Source organism: Amycolatopsis sp. NPDC051716, assembly GCF_040681595.1.
Classification (GTDB): domain Bacteria; phylum Actinomycetota; class Actinomycetes; order Mycobacteriales; family Pseudonocardiaceae; genus Amycolatopsis.
In genome coordinates this window covers 52385-76172 of record NZ_JBFAZA010000010.1, presented here as the reverse complement: position 1 = coordinate 76172, position 23788 = coordinate 52385, and the positions used below count along the sequence as shown (strand labels likewise).

At 72.2% G+C, this 23788-nt stretch carries 26 protein-coding genes; 9 read left to right on the top strand and 17 right to left on the bottom strand.

Going from position 1 to position 23788, the window contains the following annotated elements:
* Position 1: 1 nt before the first annotated feature.
* The 6 genes from AB0M30_RS15770 to AB0M30_RS15745 all read right to left on the bottom strand — a co-directional run bounded on the left by AB0M30_RS15770 (position 2) and on the right by AB0M30_RS15745 (position 4530).
* A complete protein-coding gene (locus AB0M30_RS15770) occupies positions 2-1576 on the bottom strand; it encodes a ricin-type beta-trefoil lectin domain protein (RefSeq protein WP_364584588.1) in 1575 nt (524 codons plus the stop codon).
* Between the two features lie 114 nt (positions 1577-1690).
* A complete protein-coding gene (locus tag AB0M30_RS15765; protein ID WP_364584903.1) occupies positions 1691-2251 on the bottom strand; it encodes a TetR family transcriptional regulator in 561 nt (186 codons plus the stop codon).
* A 60-nt stretch (positions 2252-2311) separates the two neighbouring features.
* A complete protein-coding gene (pucL, locus tag AB0M30_RS15760; RefSeq protein WP_364584586.1) occupies positions 2312-3193 on the bottom strand; it encodes a factor-independent urate hydroxylase in 882 nt (293 codons plus the stop codon).
* Positions 3194-3195: 2 nt separating this feature from the next.
* Entirely contained in the window at positions 3196-3513 is a 318-nt protein-coding gene (gene uraH / locus AB0M30_RS15755; protein ID WP_364584585.1) for a hydroxyisourate hydrolase, read from the bottom strand.
* Positions 3510-3974, bottom strand: a complete 465-nt coding sequence (locus tag AB0M30_RS15750; RefSeq protein WP_364584583.1) for a 2-oxo-4-hydroxy-4-carboxy-5-ureidoimidazoline decarboxylase — start codon at positions 3972-3974, stop codon at positions 3510-3512. Before AB0M30_RS15750 ends, uraH begins: the two co-directional genes overlap by 4 nt.
* Positions 3975-4053: 79 nt before the next feature.
* Complete coding sequence (locus AB0M30_RS15745) at positions 4054-4530, bottom strand: helix-turn-helix domain-containing protein (RefSeq protein WP_364584582.1); 477 nt, start codon at positions 4528-4530, stop codon at positions 4054-4056.
* Positions 4531-4659: 129 nt separating this feature from the next.
* Between AB0M30_RS15745 and allB the strand changes: the two genes are divergently transcribed.
* Together allB and alc are read left to right on the top strand one after the other, a co-directional pair.
* Positions 4660-5988: an allantoinase AllB gene (gene allB / locus AB0M30_RS15740; RefSeq protein ID WP_364584580.1), complete on the top strand. Its 1329-nt coding sequence runs from the start codon at positions 4660-4662 to the stop codon at positions 5986-5988.
* Between the two features lies 1 nt (position 5989).
* A complete protein-coding gene (gene alc / locus AB0M30_RS15735; RefSeq protein WP_360169434.1) occupies positions 5990-7003 on the top strand; it encodes an allantoicase in 1014 nt (337 codons plus the stop codon).
* On the opposite strand, the gene AB0M30_RS15730 is transcribed toward alc, so the two are convergent.
* Genes AB0M30_RS15730 through AB0M30_RS15715 form a run of 4 tightly spaced genes read right to left on the bottom strand, consistent with a single transcriptional unit; the run spans position 7000 to position 9755 of the window.
* A complete protein-coding gene (locus tag AB0M30_RS15730; RefSeq protein WP_364584578.1) occupies positions 7000-7176 on the bottom strand; it encodes a hypothetical protein in 177 nt (58 codons plus the stop codon). The genes alc and AB0M30_RS15730 overlap by 4 nt on opposite strands.
* 25 nt (positions 7177-7201) lie before the next feature.
* Positions 7202-7951, bottom strand: coding sequence for an MBL fold metallo-hydrolase (locus AB0M30_RS15725; protein WP_364584576.1), 750 nt, complete (start codon positions 7949-7951; stop codon positions 7202-7204).
* A 35-nt stretch (positions 7952-7986) separates the two neighbouring features.
* Entirely contained in the window at positions 7987-8472 is a 486-nt protein-coding gene (locus AB0M30_RS15720; protein WP_364584574.1) for a CoA-binding protein, read from the bottom strand.
* Positions 8469-9755 carry an O-acetylhomoserine aminocarboxypropyltransferase/cysteine synthase family protein gene (locus AB0M30_RS15715; RefSeq protein WP_364584573.1) on the bottom strand — a complete coding sequence of 429 codons (1287 nt, stop codon included), beginning with the start codon at positions 9753-9755 and terminating at the stop codon, positions 8469-8471. Before AB0M30_RS15715 ends, AB0M30_RS15720 begins: the two co-directional genes overlap by 4 nt.
* A gap of 75 nt (positions 9756-9830) precedes the next feature.
* Between AB0M30_RS15715 and AB0M30_RS15710 the strand changes: the two genes are divergently transcribed.
* Positions 9831-10268: a VOC family protein gene (locus AB0M30_RS15710; RefSeq protein WP_364584572.1), complete on the top strand. Its 438-nt coding sequence runs from the start codon at positions 9831-9833 to the stop codon at positions 10266-10268.
* A 62-nt stretch (positions 10269-10330) separates the two neighbouring features.
* The gene (locus tag AB0M30_RS15705; RefSeq protein ID WP_364584570.1) at positions 10331-10744 is read left to right on the top strand and encodes a PPOX class F420-dependent oxidoreductase; all 414 of its coding nucleotides are present in this window, start codon (positions 10331-10333) and stop codon (positions 10742-10744) included.
* On the opposite strand, the gene AB0M30_RS15700 is transcribed toward AB0M30_RS15705, so the two are convergent.
* Positions 10741-11592 carry an SDR family NAD(P)-dependent oxidoreductase gene (locus AB0M30_RS15700; RefSeq protein WP_364584568.1) on the bottom strand — a complete coding sequence of 284 codons (852 nt, stop codon included), beginning with the start codon at positions 11590-11592 and terminating at the stop codon, positions 10741-10743. The two genes, AB0M30_RS15705 and AB0M30_RS15700, sit on opposite strands and share 4 nt — an antisense overlap.
* Before the next feature lie 70 nt (positions 11593-11662).
* On the opposite strand from AB0M30_RS15700, the gene AB0M30_RS15695 reads away from it, so the two are divergent.
* Both AB0M30_RS15695 and AB0M30_RS15690 read left to right on the top strand, forming a co-directional pair.
* A complete protein-coding gene (locus tag AB0M30_RS15695; protein WP_364584901.1) occupies positions 11663-12571 on the top strand; it encodes a LysR family transcriptional regulator in 909 nt (302 codons plus the stop codon).
* Positions 12572-12663: 92 nt separating this feature from the next.
* Complete coding sequence (locus AB0M30_RS15690; RefSeq protein WP_364584566.1) at positions 12664-13518, top strand: sigma-70 family RNA polymerase sigma factor; 855 nt, start codon at positions 12664-12666, stop codon at positions 13516-13518.
* Here the strand turns inward: AB0M30_RS15690 and AB0M30_RS15685 are convergent.
* Entirely contained in the window at positions 13515-14141 is a 627-nt protein-coding gene (locus AB0M30_RS15685) for a (2Fe-2S)-binding protein (RefSeq protein ID WP_364584564.1), read from the bottom strand. The genes AB0M30_RS15690 and AB0M30_RS15685 overlap by 4 nt on opposite strands.
* 18 nt (positions 14142-14159) lie before the next feature.
* On the bottom strand, positions 14160-15008 hold the full coding sequence (locus tag AB0M30_RS15680) for a putative RNA methyltransferase (protein WP_364584562.1): 849 nt from the start codon (positions 15006-15008) through the stop codon (positions 14160-14162).
* A 173-nt stretch (positions 15009-15181) separates the two neighbouring features.
* On the opposite strand from AB0M30_RS15680, the gene AB0M30_RS15675 reads away from it, so the two are divergent.
* From AB0M30_RS15675 to AB0M30_RS15665, 3 genes are read left to right on the top strand one after another with little or no spacing between them, the layout of a single operon-like run.
* On the top strand, positions 15182-16567 hold the full coding sequence (locus tag AB0M30_RS15675) for an ammonium transporter (RefSeq protein WP_364584560.1): 1386 nt from the start codon (positions 15182-15184) through the stop codon (positions 16565-16567).
* Positions 16564-16902 (top strand): P-II family nitrogen regulator, encoded by a 339-nt coding sequence (locus AB0M30_RS15670; protein WP_013223833.1) that lies wholly within the window; start codon positions 16564-16566, stop codon positions 16900-16902. Before AB0M30_RS15675 ends, AB0M30_RS15670 begins: the two co-directional genes overlap by 4 nt.
* A 10-nt stretch (positions 16903-16912) precedes the next feature.
* On the top strand, positions 16913-19222 hold the full coding sequence (locus AB0M30_RS15665; RefSeq protein ID WP_364584558.1) for a [protein-PII] uridylyltransferase: 2310 nt from the start codon (positions 16913-16915) through the stop codon (positions 19220-19222).
* A gap of 106 nt (positions 19223-19328) precedes the next feature.
* Here AB0M30_RS15665 and AB0M30_RS15660 read toward each other — a convergent pair whose 3' ends face one another.
* From AB0M30_RS15660 to AB0M30_RS15645, 4 genes are all read right to left on the bottom strand, one after another.
* On the bottom strand, positions 19329-20660 hold the full coding sequence (locus AB0M30_RS15660; RefSeq protein WP_364584556.1) for an FAD-dependent oxidoreductase: 1332 nt from the start codon (positions 20658-20660) through the stop codon (positions 19329-19331).
* On the bottom strand, positions 20653-21315 hold the full coding sequence (locus tag AB0M30_RS15655; RefSeq protein WP_364584554.1) for a VC0807 family protein: 663 nt from the start codon (positions 21313-21315) through the stop codon (positions 20653-20655). The genes AB0M30_RS15660 and AB0M30_RS15655 overlap by 8 nt, the downstream gene beginning before the upstream one ends.
* Positions 21312-21914: a TetR/AcrR family transcriptional regulator gene (locus tag AB0M30_RS15650; RefSeq protein WP_199191221.1), complete on the bottom strand. Its 603-nt coding sequence runs from the start codon at positions 21912-21914 to the stop codon at positions 21312-21314. The genes AB0M30_RS15655 and AB0M30_RS15650 overlap by 4 nt, the downstream gene beginning before the upstream one ends.
* A gap of 67 nt (positions 21915-21981) precedes the next feature.
* Positions 21982-23286, bottom strand: a complete 1305-nt coding sequence (locus tag AB0M30_RS15645) for a GGDEF domain-containing protein (protein WP_103337511.1) — start codon at positions 23284-23286, stop codon at positions 21982-21984.
* Between the last annotated feature and the right edge of the window lie 502 nt (positions 23287-23788).

Sequence of the window (23788 nt, the reverse complement as noted above, 5' to 3'; positions counted from 1 at the left end):
GCTACTTCAGTGTCCAGTTCTGGTTGGCGTCGTCGCTGCAGTTCCACAGTTCGAGCTGCGTGCCGTTGACGTTGCCGGCGGGCTTGTCGCCGCCGGTGACGTCGACGCACAGCCCGGCCTGCGTGATCGAGCCGTCGGCCGCGAGCTTGAACTTCTGGTTCCCGCCGCCGTGGCAGGTCCAGGCGACGAGCTTCGTCCCCGCCGCGCTGGTGCCGCCACTGGCGTCCAGGCAGAGCCCGTTCGCCTTGAGCTCGCCGGCACTCGTGAACGTCCAGGCCTGGTTGCCGCCACCGTCGCAGTCCCAGACGTCGACCTGGGGGCCGGGCGTGGGGGCGGTGCCGTTGATGTCGATGCAGCGGGCCGAGGACGCCCCCTGGATCGGCTGGGTGGTGCCGACGCTGGTGCCGGACGCGTTCGCCTTCACGCGGTAGATCACCGTGCTGTGCGACGGCACGTCCGCGCTGATCGCGCCGCTGCTCGTGGTCCGCTCCTTCGACCACAGGTTGGTCAGCCGGTAGCTCGACGCGGCGGGCAGCCCGGCCGCGGCGGCCGTCGTCGAGACGGTCTTCGTGGCGCCGTTCTCGTTGAACAGCACCACGGCGACGTCGCCGTTTTGGAGGGGTTTCGCGAGGACGTCCAGCCCGTTCCCGGTCGCGATCCGCCGCGCCTGCTTGCCGAGCGGGTCCTGGTCCACGGCGATGACGTCGGAGTTCAAGTAGGTCGAGAAGGTGGCGACGCTCGCGGAGCGCAGGTCGGCCCCGGCGATCAGCGGCGCGGCCATCGCCGCCCACAGCGTGAAGTGCGCGCGGTCTTCCTGGAAGTCCATGCCGTCGCCGACTTCGAGCATGTCCGGGTCGTTCCAGGCGCCCGGCTTCGCGGCGGAGGCGAGCCCGACGTTCTGGCGGTAGATCGAGTCGATGCTGCCCCAGTTGTTGCTGATGTCGCCGGTGGTGCGCCACAGGTTGCCGACGTCCCCGGCCCAGGTCGCCGGGGCGAAGTCACCCCATTCGCAGATGCTGTAGGCGATCGGGCGCCCGGTGGCCTTCAGCGCGTCGCGCATCGCCGAGTAGCGCCGGATGTAGTCCTGCTGGCTGTTGCTGCCGTTGTTGAAGCAGTTGTCGTACTTGAGGTAGTCGACGCCCCAGCTCGCGAAGAGGGTGGCATCGGCCTGTTCGTGGCCGAGGCTGCCGGGGTAGCTCTGGCACGTCATGGTGCCGGCGCTTTCGTAGATGCCGAACTTCATGCCGCGGGCGTGGATGTAGTCGCCGAGCGCCTTGAGGCCACTGGGGAACTTCGCGGGATCGGCGACCAGGTTGCCGGCGCTGTCGCGGGACTTCGTCATCCAGCAGTCGTCGAGGTTGACGTAGGCGTAGCCGCGGTCGCGCATGCCGGAGCTGACCATGAGGTCGGCGGTCTGCTTGACGAGGGTTTCGCTGATGTTGCACTCGAAGGTGTTCCAGGTGTTCCAGCCCATCGGCGGGGTGCGGGCGAGGCCGTTTTCGAGGGCCTGGGCGGGGGTGCTGGTGATCGAGGCGGCGGCCAGGGCAGTGGCGAAGACGGCGAGGATTCGGCGCATGGCGGCTCCAACCGGACGGCGTTGTGAGGCAGGAGGACTAGACCATTCCGCAGGATGGGTGGTGATTTGCTGTGTGGTCAAGCGCCATGTTGGTGACTCGTGTTGGATTCCCGACTAAAGTTGTGTGCGCTCCTGGAGGAGTCGCCGGGCGACGTCGACGGTCGCGGCCCCGGCGACGGCCATGGCTTCGGTGTCCCGCAGCGAGCGGCAGAGGACGAAGGCGCCTTCGAGGTTGTTGACGGCGGTGATGGTGAGGGTCCGCGCGGCTTGCGGGCCGAGCCCGAACCGCGCGAACCGCTCGGTCCCGGCGTCGATCCAGGCGGTGAAGACATCGGCGGTGGCCTTCCGCAGCGGTTCGTTGGTGGCGGCGACCTCGAGGGCGACGGTCGCGATCGGGCAGCCTTCGACGTAGCCGGTGGCTTCGAGGGTCGCGATCCCGGCGGCGAAGAAAGCTTCGATGCCGCTGACAAGGTCCGCGGCGGGTGCGATGAAGAGGTCGAAGAGCTGGATGTAGGCGAGCCCGGAAGTCCGGATGACCTCTTCGCCGAGCTGTTCTTTGCCACCGGGGAAGAAGTGGTAGAGGGACCCGAAGGGCGCGTTGGCCTCGGCGACGATCTGCTTCAGGCCGGTGCCGGCGTAGCCGTTGCGCCGGAAGAGCTCCGCCCCGGCGGCCATGATGCGTTCCTTGGTCCCTGCCACGCCGTGATAATAGAGCGTTCTATCAACTTGCGCTTCTCAGTGGAGGTCCCAGGCCGGCCCCGCGTCCTCGGCGTCGTCGCGCAGGATCGTGCCCTCGATCAACCCGTACGGCCGGTCCGCCGCGTAGAACACCTCGTTGTCGTTCTTCAGCCCGAACGGGCTCAGGTCCACCAGGAAGTGGTGCTTGTTCGGCAGCGACAACCGCACCTCGGCCACCTCCGGCCGCGCCTCGAGCACCGCCGAACCCATCGCGTACAGCGTCTGCTGCAGCGAAAGGCTGTGCTTCGTCGCGAACGTCTCGAGCATCACCCGCCGGATCTCGCGGTGGCTCGAAGCCCAGTCGAGGTCCTCGCCCTGGTAGCGCCACTTCGCCGTGACGGCGGTGGCGAGGATCCGGTCCCCGGTCTCGGCCAGGGTCGTGTACTCGTCGCGGGGAAAACCGTGGAATTCCGAACCCGTGGACTTCAGCAGGGTCAGGCCGTCGATGCCGGACACGACCCACGCGCGGCCGTCCCGCACCGTCACCGCCGTCGTGCGGCGCTCGTCGCCGGAGCGGCTGAACGCGTGGTCGTGCGGCTCGCCGCCGACGGCGATCCGGTCCCAGCCGTGCTCGTCGATCTTGACGCGCGCGCCCGTGATGTTCTCCTGCGTGCCGGTGAAGTGGCGGGCCAGCCGCAGGCCGAAGTCCTCGATCTCACCGACCGGCGCCTCCTTCGCGAAGGCGTACACCGTGTTCTTCTGCGTGTCGGTCGCCAGCACCCCGGCGTTGTCGCCGGTCAGGTGCGTCGCGGCCAGCTCGCCGCGCAGCGACGTCGACACCGTCAGGTCCTTCAGGTGGTGCACCGGGCCGTCGCGGCGCACCGTGACCAGGCGGACCTCCGCTTTGCCGTACTGGTTGGGGCCCAGGGTGATGGCCACGGTCAGCTCCCTCGGTAGGTCGAATAGGCGAACGGGCTGAGCAGGAGCGGCACGTGGTGGTGCGCGGTGCCGTCGGAAATCCGGAAGGTCAGCGCGACCTCCGGGAAGAACGCGTCCGGGCCCAGGTAGGCGCCGGTGTCGAAGACCAGCCGGTAGCCGCCCGGCGCCAGGGTTTCCGGGCCGAGGTCGCGGATGCGGCCGTCGTCGTCGGTGCGGCCTTCGGCGATCGGCTCGCCGCCGGCGGTCTCGAACCGGACGGCGATCCCGGTGGCGGGGCGCCCCGCGGCCGTGTCGAGGACGTGGGTGGTCACGAGGCTCACGCGGTCACCGCTTTCGCGAGCCGGAGTCCGGCGATCTTCAGCAGCTCACGGCCGGCGACCGCGAGCTCGGTCGCCGGGTCGTTGCCCAGCCGGTCACGCAGGATCTCCAGCAGTTCGCCGCCGCTGCGGCCGCTGGCGCAGACCAGGTAGACGTGCCCGAACTTGGCTTCGTACTCGGCGTTCGCGGCGGCGAACGCGTCCGGATTGTCCACACCGGACTGTTCCGACCGCGCCCAGCCTTCCGCGGGCTTTTCCCCGATCCGGGGGTGCGCGGCCATCGCCTGCCGGATCTCGTCGCTGCTCAGCGGCAGGTCTGCGGCGGCTTCCAGCGCGTCCCGGGTTTCGTACGGCCGGTGGTCCAGGAGGGTGTCGACCCAGCGCGGGACGGCGAGGCAGGCCGTGAGCACCGGGCGGACCACGCCGGCGTCGGCGGTGTTGAAGTCGGAGAGGGTGAGCGGCACGGGGAACTCCTCGTGGGTGGCGTCCCGCTGACCGTACGTCGGCGCCGGAGTTCCGTCAACATTTTGTTGAACGCGCTGGTCAGTCCGTTTCCCGGTTGAGGTAGTTGTAGACGGTGAACCGCGTGACCCCCAGCGCGTCGGCCACCGACGAGACGGATTTCCGCAGGCCGAAGGCGCCGCGTTCGCGCAGCAGCCGCACCGCGCGCTGCTTGCCCGCGCGGTCGAGGTCGCCCAGCTTGGCGCCCAGTTCGCGCTCGACGTCGGCGATGAGCCGGGCCAGGGCGTCGTTCAGCTCGACGACCGGGGCGCTGCCGGGATCGTCGGCCCGGCGCAGCTGCAGCGTGACGCGCGTCGCGCCGCCCTCCAGCGCTGCCTTCGCGATCGCCGGAAGGGCCTCGAGCAACTCCTCCGCCTCGCCGCGGGCGAGCGTGCCGAGCGGCCCGAAATCGGTGTCCAGCCCGGCTTCCGCGGCGGCGTCGCGGGCGGCGACGGCGTGCTCGGGCGGCGAACCCTCGCCGTGGAACGGTTCGCTGGTGAACTCCGCCTCAAGCCTCACGCGGATGACCGTAACGCGCTACAGCCGTCGTTGACGAGCGGCGCGCGCCGTGGTTACTGTCGTTGTGCGAAACCGTCATTCCGTTCTGTGAAATCGGCGGTGGTCATCCTCCCGCAGAAGGGCTTTCGGATGGATCTTGTGGTGCGCGCCGCCCGGGCCGTGACGGCCGAGGGCGAGGTCCCGGCGACCGTCGGTGTCGAGGGTGGCCGGATCGTCGCGGTCGAACCCGGCGGCACGGCGCTGTCCGGCGACCGCGTCCTCGAGCTCGGCGACGACGTCGTGCTGCTGCCGGGGCTGGTCGACACCCACGTCCACGTCAACGACCCCGGCCGGGCCGAGTGGGAGGGCTTCGAGACGGCGACCCGCGCGGCCGCGGCGGGCGGGGTGACCACGATCGTGGACATGCCGCTGAACAGCCTGCCGCCGACCGTCGACGTCGCGGCCCTGGAGGTCAAGCGCAAGGCGGCGACCGGCCGGGTGCACGTCGACGTCGGTTTCTGGGGCGGCGCCATCCCGGGCAACGTGGGGGACTTGCGGGGCCTGCACGACGCCGGGGTGTTCGGCTTCAAGTGCTTCCTGCTGCACTCCGGCGTCGACGAGTTCCCGCCGCTCGACCCGGCCGGGCTCGACGAAGCGTTGCGGGAGCTGAGTTCCTTCGACGCGCTCATGATCGTCCACGCCGAGGACGCGCACGAGATCGACGAGGCACCCGAGCCACACGGCGGTCGCTATGTCGACTTCCTGCACTCGCGGCCCCGGCAGGCGGAGAACCTCGCGATTTCGCACGTCATCGAGGCGGCCCGGCGCCACTCGGCGCGGGCCCACATCCTCCATCTGTCCTCTTCGGACGCGCTGCCGCTGATCGCCGCGGCGCGCCGCGACGGCGTGGCGCTGACGGCGGAGACCTGCCCGCACTACCTCAGCTTCGTCGCCGAGGAGATCCGTGACGGCGCGACGCAGTTCAAGTGCTGCCCGCCGATCCGGGAGGCGGCCAACCGCGAGCTGCTCTGGCAGGGGCTCGCCGACGGCGTCATCGACACGATCGTCAGCGACCACTCGCCGTGCACGCCGGAGCTGAAGCGCTTCGACAGCGGCGACTTCGGCCAGGCGTGGGGCGGGATTTCCAGCCTGCAGCTGGGCCTCCCGGCGATCTGGACGCAGGCGCGGCAGCGCGGGTTCGCGCTCACCGACGTCGTCCGCTGGATGGCCGAGCGCCCGGCCGCGCAGGCCGGGATGCGCCGCAAGGGCCACCTGGCGGTGGGGTACGACGCCGACTTCTGCGTGTTCGCGCCGGAGGAGGCGTTCGTGGTCGACGTCGCGAAACTGAAGCACCGCAACCCGGTCAGCGCCTACGACCGGCGTCCGCTCGCCGGCGTCGTGCGTTCGACCTGGCTGCGGGGCACCGAAATCACCGGTGACGAGCCGCGCGGTGCGCTGCTGACCCGGAGGAACTGCTGAAATGGAGGCCGTGGTGTCCGACCGTCCGGAGTGGACAGAACTGCCCGACCTCGCCTCCCGCCGCTTCGGCGGGACGGTGATGTGGGCGACCGACGAGCTGTTCGCCGAGAAGGAGAACCTCGTCAACCCGTGGGTGCCGGCGCACCGCGCGGAGACGTTCGGGCCGAAGGGCCAGGTCTACGACGGCTGGGAGACCCGCCGCCACCGGGAACCGGGCGACGACCAGGCCATCGTGCGGCTCGGCCTGGCCGGCACGATCACCGGCGTCATCGTCGACACGGCGTTCTTCAAGGGCAACTACCCGCCGTTCGTCTCGGTCGAGGCGACGTCGCTCCCGGGCTACCCGTCGGCGGCGGAGGTGGCCACGGCCGATTGGGACCCGCTGGTCGACCGGGCCCCGGCGGCCGGGCACACGGAGAACTTCTACGCGGTCAACGGTTCGCGGCGCTACACGCACGTGCGGCTGACGCAGCACCCGGACGGCGGCGTGGCGCGCCTGCGCGTGCACGGCGCGCCGATCCCGGACCCGGCGCTGCTCGACCTGGACGCGCTCGACCTGGCGGCGCTGGAGAACGGCGCGCTCGTCACGGGCTGCAGCAACCGGTTCTATTCGTCGCCGAACAACATCCTCTCGCCGGGCCTGGCGGCCCACCAGGCGGAGGGCTGGGAGACGGCCCGCCGCCGCGACTCCGGCAACGACTGGGTGACGCTGCGGCTGGCCGGCGCCGGGATCGTGCGATTCGCGGAACTGGACACGAGCAACCTGAAGGGCAACGCGCCGGGCTGGGCGTCGGTCAGCGGCCGCGACACGTACGGCGAGTGGGTGCCGTTGCTGCCGAAGACGCGCTTGCAGCCGGACACCCGCCACCGGTTCGCACTGCCCGACGCCCCCGAGGTGACGGAGGCCCGGCTCGACATCTACCCGGACGGCGGCCTGGCCCGCTTGCGGCTCTTCGGCCGGCTCACCGAAGCGGGCCGCACGAACCTGAAGGCGAGATACGCGAAGACGCGTTAGCCGTTGGCCCCTGGGCGGTTGAGGTAAGCCGAGGCCAGCGACAGGACACCCGCGCAGCCCACGATCGCGCTGACCCACCACGGCAGGCCCGTCACGATGCTCCAGACGAAGCCCGCCGCCGCCAGGAGGGCGACGAGGAGGTTGCGGAACTGGAGCGGGGTGGGTTTGGCCATGTCGCCAGCCTCTCACGGCCGGGCGTCAGACCTCCGCGCGCTCCCCGGGTTCCAGCAGCACGAGCCGGTCGGCCAGCGCCGCCGCCTCGAACTCCTTCCGCAGCACGTCCGGCCCCTCGCTGAAGTGCTGCCAGCCCCGGAAGTGCAGCGGGACGACCTTCGCCGCGTCGAGCACCTTCGCCGCTTCGGCCGCGGCGGCGCTGGTCAGCGTCAGGGGAGCGCCGTCGAAGAACTTGGTCCGGGCGGCGCCGGCGAAGAGCACCGCGATGTCGACGCGGAACCGCGCGGCGATTTCCCGCACGAGGTCGACGGAGGCGTTGTCCCCGCTGACGTACACGGTCGGGAGGTCGTCGCCGGTCAGGACGAAGCCGGTGACGTCGCCGGTGAGCCGCGAAGCGCCTTCGGGGCCGTGCAGTGCCGGGACGGCGGTGACGGTCAGCGGCCCGACGCGCGTCTCTTCCCACGGCGCCAGGCCCTTCGCCGTCCCGCCGAGCCGGGCGGCGCCGGCGGGCGTGATCAGCGTCAGCGGCACCGTCGCGAGATAGGCGCGGCCGCGGTCGTCGAGGTTGTCGGGGTGCTGGTCGTGGGACAGCAGGACGGCGTCCACCACGCCGATCGCGTCTTCGGACAGCACCGAGTCCTCGGTCTTGACCAGCACGCGCTCGCCGACGGGGTGGTCGCCGGGCGCGTCGAAGGTCGGGTCGGTGAGCAGCCGGACGCCGCCCAGTTCCAGCAGGGCGGTCGGGCCGCCGGAGAACGTGATCCCCAAGGTCATACCCGGGCCAACGGCGGGAACGCCCGTTCTCTTCCCTACGGCGCCGACGGCCGCCGCGAGCTGATCACGCCCGTGTTGAACCCGGCCAGGTGCAGGCCGCCCGCGAAGCGCGCGTGCTCGATCTTGACGCACCGGTTCATCACCACGTCCAGCCCGGCTTCGCGCGCCCGGTCGGCCACCGGCTCGTGCCACAACCCGAGTTGCAGCCACAGCGTCCGCGCGCCGGCGTCGATCACTTCCTCGGCGACCCGGGGCAGGTCGTCGTGCTTGCGGAAGACGCTGACCAGGTCCGGCTCGCCCGGGACGTCCTTCAGCGACGCGTACACCGGCTTCCCGAACAGCGTGTCCACGCGCGGGTTGACGAAGTTGACCTCGTACCGCGTCGACGAGAGCAGGTACGTCGCCACGAAGTAGCTGGGCCGCGCCGGGTTGGCCGACGCGCCGACCAGCGTCACCGACTTAGTCCGGTCGAGGATCGCGCGCCGCTCGACGGCTCCGACGTGGTGGCCGCCGGGCGTCATCCGGCCACCGCCTTGCCCAGCGCCTGGTCGAGGTCCCAGAGGATGTCCTCGACGTCTTCGAGGCCGACCGACAGCCGGATCAGGTCGGGCCCGACACCCGCGGCCGCGAGCTGCTCCTCCGACAGCTGCGCGTGCGTGGTCGACGCCGGGTGGATGACGAGCGTCCGCGCGTCGCCGACGTTCGCCAGGTGGGACAGCAGTTCCACCGATTCGACGAACTTCTCGCCGGCCGCGCGGCCGCCGTCGATGCCGAAGGAGAACACCGCGCCCGGCCCGGCCGGCAGGTACCGGCGGGCCAGCTCGTGGTGCGGGTGCGACGGCAGCCCGGCGTAGGACACCCAGGCCACCCGCGGGTCGGCTTCGAGGTACTCGGCGACCGCGCGGGCGTTCGCCACGTGCGCGTCCATCCGCTGCGGGAGCGTCTCGACCCCTTGCAGCAGCAGGAAAGCCGAGTGCGGCGACAGGGCCGCGCCGATGTCCCGCAGCTGCTCGGCGCGCAGCCGCGTGCAGAACGCGTACTCGCCGAAGTTCTCCCAGTACTTCAGGCCGCCGTAGCTGTCGACGGTCTCGGTCATCCGCGGGAACTTCCCGTTGCCCCAGTCGAACTTCCCGGATTCGACGACGATCCCGCCGAGCGTGGTCCCGTGCCCGCCGAGGAACTTCGTCGCCGAGTGCAGCACGATGTCGGCGCCGTGCTCGATCGGGCGGCACAGGTACGGCGTCGCCAGCGTCGCGTCCACCACGAGCGGGATGTCGTGCGCGTGCGCGAGGTCCGCCAGCGCGGCGAGGTCGGCGATGCCGCCGCCGGGGTTGCCGATCACCTCGGTGTAGAGCAGCCGTGTCCGGTCGGTGACGGCGGCGGCGTAGTCGTCGATGCCACCGCTGACGAAGGTCGTTTCGACGCCGAAGCGCCGGAGCGTGCCGGTGAGCTGGGTGACGGTGCCGCCGTACAGGCCGCTCGCGGACACGATGTGGTCGCCGGCCTCGGTGAGCGCGCTGAAGGTGAGGAATTCGGCGGCCTGCCCGCTGGCGGTGGCGACGCCGCCGATGGCTCCTTCGAGGCTGGCGACCCGCTCTTCGAAGGCGGCCACGGTCGGATTCCCGATCCGGCTGTAGATGTTGCCGTACTTCTGCAGCGCGAACAGGTTCGCGGCATCGGCGGCGTCTTCGAAGACGAAGCTCGTGGTCTGGTAGATCGGCACGGCCCGCGCCCCGGTCGCGGGGTCGGGCGTGCCACCCGCGTGCAGGGCGCGGGTGCGGAAGCCCCAGCTGCGTTCACTCATCGGAGCCCACGGTAACCGCATCATCCCCCGGATGACACGCGCTCCCGGGGCGTGGACGCGGCTACGCTCCACCCCGTGACGGTGCGCTGGAGCGTGACGATCGACTGCGCGGACCCCCGGGCGCTGGCGAGGTTCTGGTCGGTGGCCCTCGGCTACATCGAACGGCCGCCCCCGCCGGGGTTCGCGAGCTGGGAAGCCTGGTTCACCCGGCACGGCGTGCCCGAGGCGGAGTGGGACGACGGCGCGTACCTGACCGATCCCGAAGGCGTCCTGCCGAGCCTGAGCTTCCTCAAGGTGCCCGAAGCGAAGACGGCGAAGAACCGCCTCCACCTGGACGTCCAGGCCGGCGGCGGGCGCGAGGTGCCGTGGGAGACGCGCTGGGAGCGGGTCATCGAGGCGGTCGCCCGGCTGACCGCCGCCGGCGCGACCGTCCTGCGCGAGGACAAGCTCGACGGCCGTCCCGATCATTTCGTGCTGGCCGATCCGGAGGGCAACGAGTTCTGCGTGCTGTGAGCGGTCCATCCGGGCCCTGCCCGTTCGTGTAGCCGGTGCACCCACCGCACGAAGGAGTCGCCATGGCGTTCACGGCCGAAGAGATCGGTTACCTGCGTTCCCAGCCGCTCGCCCGGGCGGCCACCCTCGGCCGCGGCGGCCAGCCCGACCTCGTCCCGCTCGCCTTCGAATACGACGGCGAGCACTTCTGGGTCGGCGGCGTCGGCGCGGCGGTGGCGGCGACGCGGAAGTTCCGCAACGTCGCCGCCGGCCGCCGGAAGGTCGCCCTGCTGGTCGACGACCTCGTTTCGCTGCAGCCGTTCATCGCCCGGGCGATCCGCGTCTACGGCGTCGCGGACGACCCCGTGGAGCGGACCGGCCTGGTCGGGCCCGGGCTGTACGCGCGGATCACGCCGAGGGTCTCCTGGAGCTGGAACATGGCCGGCGAGCCGGTGGGCGAGAGCTGGTACGAGCCGCGCAGGGCGGTCCACCCCTAGCCGATCAGGCCCTCGTGGCGGCGCGGGCTGCCACCTCGCCACGGCAGCACCTGCCCGAACCGGATCAGCTCGCCGTAGGTCGCCGGGTCGACGTCGGCGAACACCAGGTCCAGCACCGCCCGGGCCGCCTCGTCCGGGCTCTGCGCCTGGCTGAAGTCGCTGAACCACGGCCGGGACGCCCGCGTGTCCACCAGGCCGGGGCACACCGCCGCCACCAGGGTGCCGTTCGCGAGGTCGGCGTCCCTCCGCCGAGCCGCCACCGCGCGGACCGCCGCGACCTGGGCGACCTTCGACGGCACGTTGATCCAGTCCGGCCAGCCCGCCGCCCGGGCCGTGCCGTCGTGGATCGCCGCGCGCCAGTCCTCGATCGCCTTCTCGACGTCGTCCAGCGAGACGCCGTCGAAGCGCGGCCGCAGCGGCTCGGGCAGGTGGCCCAGGGTGCCCAGCGAGCTGGCCACGACGAGCAGCCGCCCGCCCGGGCGCAGCACCGGCGCGAACGACCGCAGCACCGCGTGGGTGCCGCCGTTCGCGACATCCAGGAACACGTCGGCCTGCTCGGCCTGCGGGAGGTCCGGGTCGAGCGGGCCGACGGCGTTCGAAAGCACGATGTCGACCGGCTCGGCGAAGCGAGCGACGGCGTCCGCGTCGGAGACGTCGAGGACGCGCCCTTCGACCCGGCTGCGCGTCGCCGGATCGGCGGCGACGGCGGAGGCGGCCGAGGCCACCCGGCCCGCGTCGCGGCCGGTGAGCAGGACGAGGTCGTCGGGAGCGAGGCGAGCGGCGAGCCCGCGAACGAGGGCGAAGCCGAGCCCCTGGTTGGCCCCGGTCACCACGGCGGTGCGTGTCATACCGTCACGCTAAGGCGACCGGCCTCATGCGAAAAGCGAGAATTCGGCAACCCTGGTATGCGTGAACGTCATGGACTTCGGTGACGTCTCCCTGGTGGCCCTGCGCGTGTTCCGCGAGGTCGCCGAGCGCGGCACGCTCACCGCGGCCGCAGCGGCGCTCGGCTACACGCAGTCCGCGGTGTCGCGGCAGATCGCCTCACTCGAACGAGTGGCGCGGACGCCCGTGCTGGAGCGGCGGCCCGGTGGCGTCCGCCTCACCACCGCCGGGACCGTGGTGCTGCGCCGGGCGATCGCGGTGCTCGACGAGATCGACGCGGCCGGGCGCGAGCTGGCCGGGCTGCCCGCCGACGCCGGCACGGTCCGCCTGGGCTGGTTCCCCAGCGCGGGCGCGGTGCTGGTGCCGCGCGCCGTCGCCGAACTGCGGCGCACGCACCCGGCCGTCACCGTGCACACCCGGGAGGCCACCACCCCAGTACTCGTCCGGGCGCTGCGCGCGGGCACGGTCGACCTGGCCGTGCTCGGCTCGGTCCCGCCGTTCCGCCCGCCGGACGCCGAGACGCCGGCGTTGCGCCTGGAGACGCTCGCCGAGCGCAGCCTCCGCCTCGCGGTGCCGGCGGGCCACCCGCTGGCCGGGGCCGGCCCGGTCGACGTCGCGGACCTGCGCGGGCAGCGCTGGATCGCCGGGCCGTCGGCGGGGGAGGACACGCTGATGGGCGTGTGGCCGGGGCTGGACGAGCGGCCCGAAATCGCCCACACCGCCCGCGACTGGCTGGCCAAGCTGAGCCTGGTCGCCGCGGGGTGCGGGCTGACGACGCTGCCCGCTTCGCTGGCCGAGGCGGTGCCGCCCGGGGTGCGGGTGCTGGAGGTGCGCGGCGGCCCGGCGGAGCGGCGGCGGGTCGTGCTGGCGCGGCTGCCGGGTCCGCTCTCCGAACCCGCGGCGCTGCTGGCCGAGGTCCTGCGCCGCGCCGCCGCCGGATGACCGAGATCACTTCCGTTCCGGTCACATCGGCCACCGCCGCGGGGTCTACTGCTTACGACGCACGGCGGAAGGAACGGGACAAGGTGGACACGGTGGACGCGCTGACCGAGCGGTTCGAGCGGGAGCGGCCGCGGCTGCGGGCGGTCGCCTACCGGATGCTGGGCTCGGCGGCCGAAGCCGACGACGCCGTCCAGGAGGCGTGGCTGCGGTTCCACCGCACCGGCGCCGGCGAGATCGACAACATCCCCGCGTGGCTGACCACCGTGGTCGCCCGGGTCTGCCTGTCGCTGCTGCGCACGCGCCGCAACCACCGCGAAGAGCCCCTCGACGGGCAGCCCGAGCCGGACGACGACCGCCGCGACCCCGGGCAGGAGGCGGAGCTGGCCGACACGGTCGGGCTCGCGCTGCTGGTGGTCCTCGACGCGCTGGGCCCGGCCGAGCGCGTCGCGTTCGTGCTGCACGACATGTTCGCGGTGCCCTTCGACGAGATCGCGCCGGTGATCGGCAAGACCCCGGCCGCCGCCCGGCAGCTCGCGAGCCGCGCCCGGCGCCGGGTCAAGGGCGGGACCACGACGGACGCGGACCTGCCCCGGCGGCGCAAGGTCGTCGAAGCCTTCCTGGCGGCCTCCCGCGGCGGCGACTTCGAAGCCCTGCTGGCGTTGCTCGACCCGGACGTGGTGCTGCACGCCGACCGGTTCGCCGGTCCGAGCCCGGCGCCGATCGTGCTGCGCGGCGTCGAGAGCGTGCGCCGCGGCGCGATCCTGGCGTCCGAGCGGGCTCGCGCCAGCGAACTCGCCCTGGTCGACGGCGCTCCCGGGCTGCTCATGGTGCGCGACGGGCGGCTGGCCGTGGTGCTGGCGTTCCGCGTCGACGACGACCGCATCACGGGCATCGACGTCATCGCCGACCCGGAGCGGCTCGCCGCGCTGGAGCTGGCCGTGCTCTAACCCAAGGCGGCGCGAAGGCGTGCTTCGCGCTCTGACGGCGTCTGACGCGGGCAGCTCACGCACTTCGGGTTGCCGGCTTCGTAGATCAGGCAGCACGAAGCACGCCGGACGGCGGGTGTGCGGCCCACGCGGACGAACCGCGGCTTCGGCAGGCCCAGGTCGATCGCTTCGACCAAGGGCTCGGCGAGGGTCATCGCGCGCTCCGGATCGGACGTCCACAGCAGCCGGTTGCCGATCGAGTCGGTGGCGATCGCGCCGAGCGCGCGCTCCCGCGCCCCGCTGACGGCCGCGATGGTGGTGATCGCGGTGCCGAGGGCGCCGGTGAGGGCGGCGCCCAGCTCGGGGAGGCCGCCGTCGAGCGGCCGGGTGGAGCGGGCGCCGAGGAACCGCCCGTCGGCGACGAGGTCGAGCTCCACGGCGTCCAGGGACGGATCGACCGGCGTCCCGGCCACCAGGCCTTCCACCGCCGGCCCGACCAGCACCGACGACAGCGAGTACCACCAGATCCTCCCGAGCACCTCGGGGCGCGCGCAGCCGTACAGCTTCGCCGCGCCGCCGATGCGGGCCCGCACCCACTCGGCGTCCGCGAGCCGGGTCGCGGACGCGGTCCAGTCGGGCCTCACCCCTTCACCCTTCCAGACTCACCGCCGCCGGTACGCCGAGACCGTGAACGACACCGTGACGTGCTGCGGCTCGTGCAGCGCGTCGAGCCGCTCCCGGCGCCCGTCGCGGTCCAGGTGGAACGCGGCGGGCCCCATCTCGACCGCCTGGCGGACCTGCCGCGGCGTCAGCTCCACCTCGCGCCGGACCTCCGTGCGGTCCGTGCGCGTGAAGTGCTCGCCCAGGGTGCCCTCGATGCGTTCCTCCTTGCGCTCGTCGACGGCCAGCACCAGGTCGCCCAGCTCGCGGAGGTGGTCCGGGGCCGGCGCCGCGACGACCAGCCGACCGTCAGGCCGCAGCACGCGGTGGAACTCCGGCCCGTTGCGCGGCGCGAAGACGTTCAGCACGACCGACGCCACGCCGTCGCCCACCGGCCACGGCTCCCACAGGTTCCACACCGCCGCGCCCAGCCGCGGGTGGGCCCGCGCCGCCCGCCGCAGCGCGACCGCCGAGACGTCCAGCGCGAGACCGAAGGCCGCCGACGCCTCGAGCACCCGCGCGAGGTAGTAGCCCGTGCCCGCACCGGCGTCGACGACCAGGCCGCCGGCGTCCGCGCAAACGCGGGCCAGCTCGTCCGCCAGCGGCGCGTAAGCGCCCGACGCCAGGAAGTCCGCGCGCGCCGCGACCATCGGCGCGGTGTCCGCCGTGCCGGCCGGGATTCGCGCGTGCAACAGGTTCACGTAACCCTGGCGTGCTAGATCGAAAGAGTGGCGGTTCCCGCAACGCAGCGTGCGTCCCGCTGGGCCGATCGGGTCACCGCACACCGAACACCGCAGTGCCGCGACGACCGGGGGTGGCAGTGGGTCATTCCCGTGGTCGGCCGGTGTCATGGGGCTATTCGACCACGACGTTTCGCAACCGGACACCCGAGGAGGGGTCCTGGGAAACCTGGCCGTAACAACCGGGCGCGGACAGTTCACGCGGGTGAAACCTCGCGCGCCGCCCCGTGAAACACCGCGAGCCAAAACTGCCATCGCACCAACCCAGGGCACGGGAGGACGATGTGCTGAACGCAGGAGACACCGCATGGGTATTGGCCAGCGCCGCGCTGGTCATGCTCATGACCCCAGGACTGGCGTTCTTCTATGGCGGCATGGTCCGCGCGAAGAGCGTCCTGAACATGCTGATGATGAACTTCATCGCGCTGGCCGTCGTGGGGGTGCTGTGGGCCCTGTACGGCTTCTCGATGTCCTTCGGAGACGACGCTTTCGGAGGTTTCCTCGGTAACTTCCACTTCGCCGGCCTCGAAAACACCTTCGGGAAGGTGGCCGGCTTCGCGGTCGCCGCGACCGACACCTCGCCGGCGGTCGCCTGGCCCGGCTCGGACGGCCTGCCCGTCCTCGCCTTCGTGATGTTCCAGCTGATGTTCGCGATCATCACGCCCGCGCTGATCTCCGGCGCCATCGCCGACCGCGCGAAGTTCTGGGGCTGGACGCTGTTCGTCGTCGTCTGGGTCACGGTCGTGTACTTCCCGGTCGCGCACTGGGTGTTCTCGTTCAACGGCTTCATCGGCGAGAACGCCGTCGGCGGCTGGATCGCGAACAACCTCAAGGCACTCGACTTCGCCGGTGGCACCGCGGTCCACATCAACGCCGGTGCCGCGGGCCTGGCGCTGGCCATCGTGCTCGGCAAGCGCAAGGGCTGGCCGAAGGACACCGGCCGCCCGCACAACGTGCCCTTCGTGCTCCTCGGCGCCTCGCTGCTGTGGTTCGGCTGGTACGGCTTCAACGCCGGTTCGGCGCTGGCCGCCAACGACCTCGCCGCGGTCGCGTTCACCAACACCACCGTCGCCACCGCCGCCGCCGTGCTCGGCTGGCTGATCGTGGAGCAGCTCAAGTTCGGCAAGCCGACCACCCTCGGCGCGGCTTCCGGTGCGGTCGCCGGCCTGGTCGCCATCACCCCGGCGTGTGGTTTCGTGAGCCCGCTCGGCGCCATCGCGATCGGCCTGATCGCCGGTGTCCTCTGTGCGCTGGCCATCTCGCTCAAGTTCAAGTTCGGCTTCGACGACTCGCTCGACGTCGTGGGTGTCCACCTGGTCGGCGGCATCGTCGGCACGCTGCTGATCGGCTTCTTCGGCACCACCAGCGTCAACGCGCTCGGTGCGGACGGCCTGTTCTACGGCGGCGGGTTCACCCAGCTGGGTCGGCAGGCCGCGGCCGCCGGTGCGGTGCTCGCGTACTCCTTCGTGCTGTCCTTCATCATCGGCTTCGTGATCAAGAAGGCCGGCGGCTTCCGCGTCAGCACCGAGGACGAGGTCAGCGGCATCGACGAAGCCCAGCACGCGGAGAGCGCCTACGACTTCACCGGGACGGGCGGTGGCCTCGGCCACCCGAACACCATCCCGGTCAAGTCCACCCCGGCCGCGAAACTCGAGGAGAGCAAGGCATGAAGCTCATCACGGCGATTGTGAAGCCGTTCACGCTCGACGACGTCCGCTCCGCGCTGGAACAGCTGGGCGTGCTGGGCATGACGGTCAGCGAGGTGCAGGGCTACGGGCGGCAGAAGGGCCACACCGAGGTCTACCGCGGCGCGGAGTACTCGGTGGACTTCGTGGCCAAGCTGAAGGTCGAGGTCGTCACGGACGACACCAACGTGGAGAAGGTCCTGGAGGCCATCACCACGGCCGCGCACACCGGCAAGATCGGTGACGGCAAGGTGTGGGTGACGCCCGTGGAGACCGTCATCCGGGTACGGACCGGCGAGCGCGGCACGGACGCTCTATAAGGCGTCTGGGATGGCCGACGGGGGCGAACTGGTCAAGGCCACCGAGCGTTTGCTCGAGGGCAGGCACGGGAGGCTGGGGGCGTCCGCACTGCGGGCGGCCCTGGTCGACCTCTATGAGTTCTGGCTGGGCAGGGGAGCCTCGGCGGCCGGCGTCGACACCGCGGAACCGGGTGTCGCGCTGGTCGCCGTGGGCGGGCTCGGCCGCCGGGAACTGGTGCCGTTCTCCGATCTCGACCTGCTGCTGGTGCACAACGGCAACAGCGGCGTCGGCGAGATCGCGGACGCGCTCTGGTATCCCTTGTGGGACGCGAAAATCGGGCTGGACCACTCGGTCCGCACGCCCGGTGAGGCGCTGAAGGTCGCTTCGGAGGACCTGCGCGTGGCCATGGGCCTGCTCGACGCCCGGCACCTCGCCGGGGACGCCGAGCTGAGCGGCCGGCTGGTGTCCGCGGCGCGGGACCAGTGGCGCCGCACCGCGCGCAAGCAGCTCCCGGACATGACGGCGTCGGTCCGGCAGCGCTGGGCCCGCAGCGGCGAAATCGCGCAGTCCGCCGAACCGGACCTCAAGCACGGCCGGGGCGGGCTGCGGGACTTCGCCGTCCTGGAAGCCCTCGCCGCGGCGCAGCTCACCGCGCGTCCGGGCGAGGAACTCCTGGACGCGAAGGGGCTCCTGCTCGACGTCCGCACCGAGCTGCGGCGTGAGATCCGGCGCGAACGGGACGTCCTGTCCGCGCCGGAGGCCGAACTGGTCGCCGCCGAACTCGGCTTCGGCGACCGGTTCACGCTGGCCCGCAAGCTTTCCGGAGCGGGCCGCACGATCGCGTACGCGCTCGACGTCGCGCTGCGGTCCACTGTGGAGCCGCCGAAGACGCGGTTCGGGCGCCGTCCGTCGCGGACGCCGCTCGCGGAAAACGTGGTCCTGCACGGGAACGAGGTCGCGCTGGCCCGCGACGCCGTCCCGGCGAAGGACCCGGCGCTGCTGCTGCGGGTCGCCGCGGCGTCGGCGCGCACGGGCAAGCCGATCGCGCTCGGCACCCTCAAGGCGCTGGCCGAGTCGGCCCCGGAGCTGCGTGCCCCGTGGCCGGCCGAGGCGCTGAACGCGCTGGTCGAGCTGCTCGGCGCCGGCGAAGGCCTGGTCGACGCGGTCGAATCGCTCGACCGCACCGGATTGTGGTCCCGGCTGTTCCCGGAGTGGGGCGCGGTCCGCGACCTGCCGCCGCGCTCGCCGGTGCACCAGTGGACGGTCGACCGGCACCTGGTGCGCACCTGCGTCGAGGCGGCCAAGCTGACCACCACGGTTTCGCGCCCCGACCTGCTGCTGATCGGCGCGCTGCTGCACGACATCGGCAAGGGCCGCGACGCCGACCACTCGGAGCTGGGCGCCAAGATCTCCGCCCAGGTCGCGGCCCGGCTGGGACTCACCCCGGCCGACACGGCCACGGTGTCGGCGATGGTCCGCCACCACCTCCTGCTGCCGCACACGGCGACGCGGCGCGACATCAGCGAACCGGCCACGGTGGCGCGGGTGGTGAACACCCTGGGCAGCGACCTCGTCCTGGTCGAGCTGCTGCACGCGCTGACGCAGGCCGACTCGCTGGCCACCGGTCCGGGAGTCTGGACCGACTGGAAGGCGCGCCTCATGGCGGAGCTGGCGGCGGGCTGCGAAGAAGTGTTGCACGGCAAGGGGTTCACCGCCCCGGAGCCGATGAACGACGAACAGCGCGAGCTCGTCGCCGCGGCCGTGGCGTCGGGGACGGGCGAGATCCGGATCAGCTCGCACGGCAAGGTGGTCACGGTCCTGCTGGCGGTCCCGGCCCGGGCGGAACTCCTGGCCCCGGCGGCGGGCGTGCTGGCGCTGAACTCGCTGGAGGTCCACTCGGCGGTCCTGCGCGGTCACGACGGCGGCCGCGCGGGCGTGTTCACGGCGTCCCCGAAGTTCGGGTCGCTGCCGGACGCGACGCTGCTGCGGGAGCAGTTCGCCCGCGCGGTGGCGGGCACGTTGCCGCTGACCCAGCGGCTGGCGGCGAAGGAGCGCGACTACGGCCCCCCGCCACCGGTCGCCCCGAAGGTGCTCTGGTTCGACGACGAGACGACGGGCCCGGACACGGTGGTCCTGGAGCTGCGCGCGGCCGACCGGATCGGCCTGCTGTTCCGGGTGGCGGGCGCCTTGCGCCGGTGCGACGCGGAGGTCCGCTGGGCGAAGGCGTCGACGCTGGGCGGCGCGGTGGTGGACTCCTTCGCGGTGACGCCCCGCAGCGGCCGCATCGAGCCGGGCTGGCGGCGTGAAGTGGAACAGGCGGTTCTGGCCGCGGCTTCCTGACCGCACCGGCCTCAAGCGCCCCAATGTGGCCTTGGGTGCGTTGAGCGCACCGAAGGCCACCTTGGGTGCGTTGAGCGCACCGAAGGCCACATTGGGGCGCACGACGCTAGGCGGGTGTGCCGAGCCAGCGGCGGAGTGCCTCGTCCAACCCCGGTCCGCCGTCCCACGCGACGTACCCGTCGGGCCGGACGAGCCGAGGCGCCGCCCCCTCGCGGCCCTCGACCCGCCCGGACCACCCGGCCGGCACGGTGGTGCCGACCAGGACCGCGCGGCCGTCCGGGCTGGCCGGGACGTCGGTCGCGCGCCCGGTGATCCCCGGGTACGTCACCCCGATGCCCGACAGCTCCGCGGCGACCGCCCGCCGCGCCTCGGGCACGGCGAGCAGCTCCATCACCACCGTCCGGACCGCCGCCGCGTCCGGGTCGGGTACGCCGAGGACCGCCTGGGCACGCGTGCTGACCAGCACGCGCGCCGCGATCGGGTGGCGTTCGTCGTGGTAGCTGTCGAGCAGCCCGTCCGGTGCCGTGCCGTGGACCGTCGCGGCCAGCTTCCAGCCCAGGTTCACCGCGTCCTGCAGGCCCAGGTTGAGGCCCTGGCCACCCACCGGGAGGTGGATGTGCGCCGCGTCGCCCGCGAACAGCACCCGGCCGTGGCGGTAGCGCTCCAGCTGCCGGGACGCGTCGCCGAACCGCGACGCCCACAGCACGTCGCCCACCAGGAGCTCCGGTCCGTGCGCGGCGGTCAGCGCCCGCTGCACTTCGCCGGCGGTGACCGGTGCGTCGCGGCCGAGCCGCTGCTGCTCCTCGCCGAAGACGATCGTGCGATAGCGCCCCTCGGACAGCGGCAGCAGGTAGCCCGACCCTGAGGACGGCAGCTGCCAGTCCTCCGCGAGCCCGGCGGGCTTGGCGGCGAGGGTGATGTCCGCGACGACCAGCGAGATCCGCGCCGAACGGCCGGGGAACGCGGCGCCCAGCAGCGTCCGGACCGTGCTGTGCCCGCCGTCGGCGGCGACCAGCCAGCCGGCCCGGTGCTCGCGCCCGCCCGCGGTGACCGTGACGCCCTCGTCGTCCTGCGCCACGGCGGTGACGGCCGCGTCGCGCCGCACCGGCGTGCGCAGCCGCGCCTCGATCGCCGCCGCGACGTGGGCCTGTTCCACGCCGAGCTGGTACGGGAAGGACGTCGGCAGGTCGGTGTAGTCGATCGGGACGCCGGAGAAGTGCCCGGCGGGCAGCTTGGCCTGGACATGAGGCTCGATCGCGGCGAGCAGGCCGCGGTCGGCCAGCACCTCGACCGACCGCGGCTGCAGGCCGAGCGCTTTCGACTGCGTGGCGGGTCCGGCGTCGCGCTCGAGGACCAGGACGTCGACGCCGGCGCGTTCCAGCTCGAACGCGGTCAGCAGGCCGGTCGGGCCCGCGCCCGCGACCAGGACGTCAGGCATCGAGGTTCTCCTTGCGGAGGTACCAGACGTGCCAGGCGATCAGCAGGGCCAGCGCGCCGAACCACGCCACGTTGGTGACCAGCGCGATCAGGTCGATCGGCAGCGTGTAGACGAGCACGATGTGCACCACCGCGCTGCCCAGCAGCACCGCGCCCCAGGCGGCCGTGTTGACCCGCAGGCCGCGCCGGAACCGGGCATCGGTGTCCCAGCGGCCCGCCCACGCGTCCGCGCCCTCGGCGCCGCGCTTGACCTCGGCGATCGTGCGGCCGAGCGTCAGCTGCGCCGGGCGGCCGACGAAGACCGTCACCAGCATCCACGCGCCGAACAGGCCGCCCAGCGCCGCCGTCCAGCCTTCGCGGATCACCAGCGTGCGCGGGTCGTCCGAGAGCAGGCCGAGCACGACCGAGAGCACCAGGACGCTGAGCGTGACCAGGGCGACGAGGTCGACCTTGCGGTTGCGGGCGATGGTCCACAGCACGTACGGCGCGGCCACGAGGACGCCCGCCATCAGCGCCCACCACTGGCTCACCCCCGCGGCGCGCAGGCCGTAGAACAGCGCCATCGGCACGATCACTTCGAACACGACGTTCCGCACGTTGGCGCGCACGACCCGGCGCAGGCCGGCGTCGGGTTCGGTCTTCTGCTCGATCATCATCCGGGTTCCCCAGTGGATTCGGGTGCGGTCGCCCGCACGTAAAGGTCGGCGAGCTCACGGCCGATGCGCGCGAGCTCGGCGGGTTCGGGCACGTCGGCCGCCGCCGTGGCGACGACGGCGTCGAGCCCGGAGGTGAAGGACAGTGCCGCGGTCCGGGCGTCGAAGGTGCCGAAGGCGCCGGCCGCCTGCCCGGTGCGGAAGTGTTCTTCGAACAACGCGAGCCGCCCGTTGACGGCGTCGCTGCGCGAGCCGGCGTTCTTGACGAGGTCGATCAGCGCCCGGACCTCGGTGGGGTGCTCGCCGACGAGGTCGACGTTCGCCTCGACGTAGGCACGCAGCTGGGCGACGTGCCCGACGGCGGCGTCGATGCGCGGCTGCATGTACGCCCCGGTGATCTCTTCGATCTCGGTCACGCACGCTGCGAGCAGGTCGTCCTTGCCGGCGAAGTGGTAGCTGATCATCCCCGTGCTCGACAGGCCGGCGTGCTTCGCGATCCGGCTGAACGACGCCTTGAGGTAGCCGGCTTCGGCGATCACGGCGATCGCCGCCCGCACGATCTGGGCCCGCCTGCCGGACTCGGTGAACGTTCTTGCTCGCATGAGCAAAATTTAGCTCAGCCGAGCAAATCCGGCAAGTCGCCTGGTCAGAGGAGGGTTCTCGGGGAGATCAGGCGGACGCGGTGCCGGCGACGACCTGGTTGCGGCCCGCGTCCTTGGCCCGGTACAGGGCCTTGTCGGCCGCCTGCAGCAGCCGGTCGACGGCGGTGCCGCCGTCCGGGTAGGTGGCGACGCCGATGGAGGCGGACAGGCCGCCGATCGAGCGGATGCGGCTGCCGTCTTCGTAGTCGACCCGCAGGGACTCGATCGCCGAGCGGATGCGCTCGGCCACCGCCAGCACGGCCGCCGGCCCGATGTCGGGCAGCAGGACGACGAACTCCTCGCCGCCGAAGCGGCCCACCGAGTCGTAGTCGCGGACGGCGCTCTTGATCGTCGCCGCGACCGCGCGCAGCACGGTGTCGCCCGCGAGGTGCCCGTGCTCGTCGTTGATCAGCTTGAAGTAGTCCAGGTCGATCATCAGCACGCCGAACGTGCTGCGCTTGCTGCGCTGGGCCCGGGCCAGTTCGCGCGAAGCGAGCAGGTGCCACCCGGTCGTGTTGAACAGGCCGGTCTTCTCGTCGGTCGTGGCGGCGATCTCCAGCTGCTTGATCAGCACCGCCCGGTGCAGCACCAGCAGCGGCGGCACGATCGCGACGGCGAGCGCGGGCAGCGTCGCCAGCGTCAACGCCGTGAGCAGGCCGAGGCAGAGCGTCGCGACCTCGAGGAGGTTGTCGCCGAGGCCGCCGAAGAACGCCTTGATCGTGCGTTTGGTGATCGTCAGCGCCGGGACGATGGTGATCGCCGAGACCAGGAAGTAGGTGACCGCGGCCAGCGTGATGGCCGTGACGCCGCGCCAGCCCGCCGTCAGCGCGGCGTACATGTCCGGGACGCCGAGGCGGCCCAGGACGAGTTCGGCGGAGAAGCAGGTGATGACGACCAGCGTCGCGTTCAGCGTCATCCGGAACGGCGGCACACGCTTCATCCGCGCCAGGCTGCGTGTGGCGAGGTGCAGGTAGAGGACGGCGATCAGCGCGGTGACGAGCGCGGGCGGCAGGAGCAGCACCCCGGCGAACGTCCAGACCGACGTCAGGTTGATGTGCGGGGTGTCGGACACCAGCCGCCGGACGCGTTCGATCTTCCGCCCCAGCTCGGCCTGCAGAACACCCAGGCAGGCGAGAACCCCGAAGACGGCGAGATCCCACCCACGCACGGGCACGGCAACGGCGGCCAGAACGGTGGCGGCGAGCGCCACGGGCTCGACGAGGAAGCAGTAGAAGATCAGCGACCCGCGCTGCTGCCAGAGGGTCCAGTGAGCAGGGTTCAGCGCCCCACGGATCCGTCCCGCGCGGGGTTGGGCCGGACGGGCGCCGTCCATACTCAAGGCGGTGCAACTCCCCTGGGTGATCCGACGATCCGTATCCACCCCACCACACCGGGCCGCCCCGATCGATGATTGCCACACGTTCGGAGCAGTGAAGGGAGGCCGCCGTCATGCGCAACCGCGAGTCCTGAGCCTCCACGTCCCGAAGCCCGCGCGAACCGCCGGAGGGAGGCTGTCGTGCGTAATCGCGAGTCCTGAGCCGTGGTGACCTCTGTTTACCGTGCCGAAAGGAGTGTTGACGTGCGTAATCGCGAGTCGTGAGCCCGTGCTGTCCGCCACCACGTGCCGAGAGGAGGGCTGTCGTGCGTAACCGCGAGTCCTGAGCCGCTGTGACCCCTGTTCGTCCGCGCCTGGAAGGAGGGCTGTCGTGCGTAACCGCGAGTCCTGAGCTGCCGTGGCCCCTGTTCGTCCGCGCCTGGAAGGAGGGCTGTCGTGCGTAACCGCGAGTCCTGAGCTGCCGTGGCCCCTGTTCGTCCGCGCCTGGAAGGAGGGCTGT

Coding starts and splice junctions, on each gene's coding strand:
- AB0M30_RS15645 (WP_103337511.1), bottom strand. CDS start 23,286: ATGGACGGCGCCCGTCCGGCCCAACCCCGCGCGGGACGGATCCGTGGG.
- allB (WP_364584580.1), top strand. CDS start 4,660: ATGGATCTTGTGGTGCGCGCCGCCCGGGCCGTGACGGCCGAGGGCGAG.
- AB0M30_RS15705 (WP_364584570.1), top strand. CDS start 10,331: ATGGCGTTCACGGCCGAAGAGATCGGTTACCTGCGTTCCCAGCCGCTC.
- AB0M30_RS15725 (WP_364584576.1), bottom strand. CDS start 7,951: ATGACCTTGGGGATCACGTTCTCCGGCGGCCCGACCGCCCTGCTGGAA.
- alc (WP_360169434.1), top strand. CDS start 5,990: ATGGAGGCCGTGGTGTCCGACCGTCCGGAGTGGACAGAACTGCCCGAC.
- AB0M30_RS15655 (WP_364584554.1), bottom strand. CDS start 21,315: ATGATGATCGAGCAGAAGACCGAACCCGACGCCGGCCTGCGCCGGGTC.
- AB0M30_RS15695 (WP_364584901.1), top strand. CDS start 11,663: ATGGACTTCGGTGACGTCTCCCTGGTGGCCCTGCGCGTGTTCCGCGAG.
- AB0M30_RS15660 (WP_364584556.1), bottom strand. CDS start 20,660: ATGCCTGACGTCCTGGTCGCGGGCGCGGGCCCGACCGGCCTGCTGACC.
- AB0M30_RS15720 (WP_364584574.1), bottom strand. CDS start 8,472: ATGACGCCCGGCGGCCACCACGTCGGAGCCGTCGAGCGGCGCGCGATC.
- AB0M30_RS15765 (WP_364584903.1), bottom strand. CDS start 2,251: ATGGCCGCCGGGGCGGAGCTCTTCCGGCGCAACGGCTACGCCGGCACC.
- AB0M30_RS15665 (WP_364584558.1), top strand. CDS start 16,913: ATGGCCGACGGGGGCGAACTGGTCAAGGCCACCGAGCGTTTGCTCGAG.
- AB0M30_RS15700 (WP_364584568.1), bottom strand. CDS start 11,592: ATGACACGCACCGCCGTGGTGACCGGGGCCAACCAGGGGCTCGGCTTC.
- AB0M30_RS15730 (WP_364584578.1), bottom strand. CDS start 7,176: ATGGCCAAACCCACCCCGCTCCAGTTCCGCAACCTCCTCGTCGCCCTC.
- AB0M30_RS15715 (WP_364584573.1), bottom strand. CDS start 9,755: ATGAGTGAACGCAGCTGGGGCTTCCGCACCCGCGCCCTGCACGCGGGT.
- AB0M30_RS15770 (WP_364584588.1), bottom strand. CDS start 1,576: ATGCGCCGAATCCTCGCCGTCTTCGCCACTGCCCTGGCCGCCGCCTCG.
- AB0M30_RS15650 (WP_199191221.1), bottom strand. CDS start 21,914: ATGCGAGCAAGAACGTTCACCGAGTCCGGCAGGCGGGCCCAGATCGTG.
- AB0M30_RS15680 (WP_364584562.1), bottom strand. CDS start 15,008: ATGACACCGGCCGACCACGGGAATGACCCACTGCCACCCCCGGTCGTC.
- AB0M30_RS15670 (WP_013223833.1), top strand. CDS start 16,564: ATGAAGCTCATCACGGCGATTGTGAAGCCGTTCACGCTCGACGACGTC.